This is a genomic window from Acetobacter tropicalis (genome assembly GCF_001580915.1).
In the GTDB taxonomy this organism is placed as follows: Bacteria; Pseudomonadota; Alphaproteobacteria; order Acetobacterales; family Acetobacteraceae; genus Acetobacter; species Acetobacter tropicalis.
This window is the reverse complement of sequence record NZ_LHZQ01000031.1, coordinates 1-829: the sequence shown is the minus strand read 5'-3', so window position 1 is coordinate 829 and position 829 is coordinate 1. Positions and strand designations below refer to the sequence as shown.

Annotated in this window: 1 protein-coding gene; it reads right to left on the bottom strand. The window is 53.1% G+C overall.

The window, feature by feature from the left end:
- The coding region (locus AD944_RS00165; protein ID WP_061474611.1) for an IS5 family transposase at positions 1 to 749 on the bottom strand (749 nt) is incomplete at its 3' end.
- Positions 750 to 829 lie beyond the last annotated feature (80 nt).

Below are 829 nucleotides of genomic sequence, written 5' to 3'. Positions count from 1 at the left end.
TCAAGCAGGCCCTCTCTCAATCGCGCGCCGTCACTGGCGGCGGCATCTGTCGTCTTCCATTTACGGATCAGCCGAAATTTCCGATCGATGGAGATGTGCGACTTGTAACCAAAAAATGGGATGGCCAGATCCGTTGCGGGCATACTCCCGTCTTCCTGTCGCTTCGCTTTCGTGAACTTCAGGGTCCAGCGTGCATGCCTGTCCTTGTGGGACAGCTTTGCCGGTTTATCCTGCCAGTCCTGTGGGATCCGTCCTTCCCGCAGATCAGTCTTTTCATCGTTGGTATTGCGCTGCTTCGGAGCAGCTACCAGCGTGGCATCCAGGATCTGGCCTGACATCGGCAGATAACCAGCGTTACGCAGGATCGCATCAAAGCGGTTGAACAAAATATCAATTGCTCCCGCCTGTGTCAGACGTTCCCTGAACAGCCAGATGGTTTTGGCATCAGGCACACGGTCCGACAGCCCCAGACCTAAAAAGCGCATGAAGGAGAGACGGTCATTGATCAGGTATTCCGTCCGTTCATCGGACAGATTGTTCAGCGTCTGGATCACCAGGATTTTGAACATCAGCACCGGATCAAACGGCGGACGACCGCCTTTACTGCCGTCTGCATAGGCCAGCGCTTTATCCAGATCAGGACGAAATGCTTCGAAATTCACAGTCCGGGAAAAGGCTTCGAGCTGGTCACCAAGCCCGCTCAAACGAGAAAGCCGCTCTTCAACATCAAAGAAACCGAGCTGTTTCATGTCGCCACTCTTCCAATAAAAACCGGAAAAATAGAATCACAGAGAGGGCCTCAAAACCAAGAGGTTTTTCGAACCCTCCA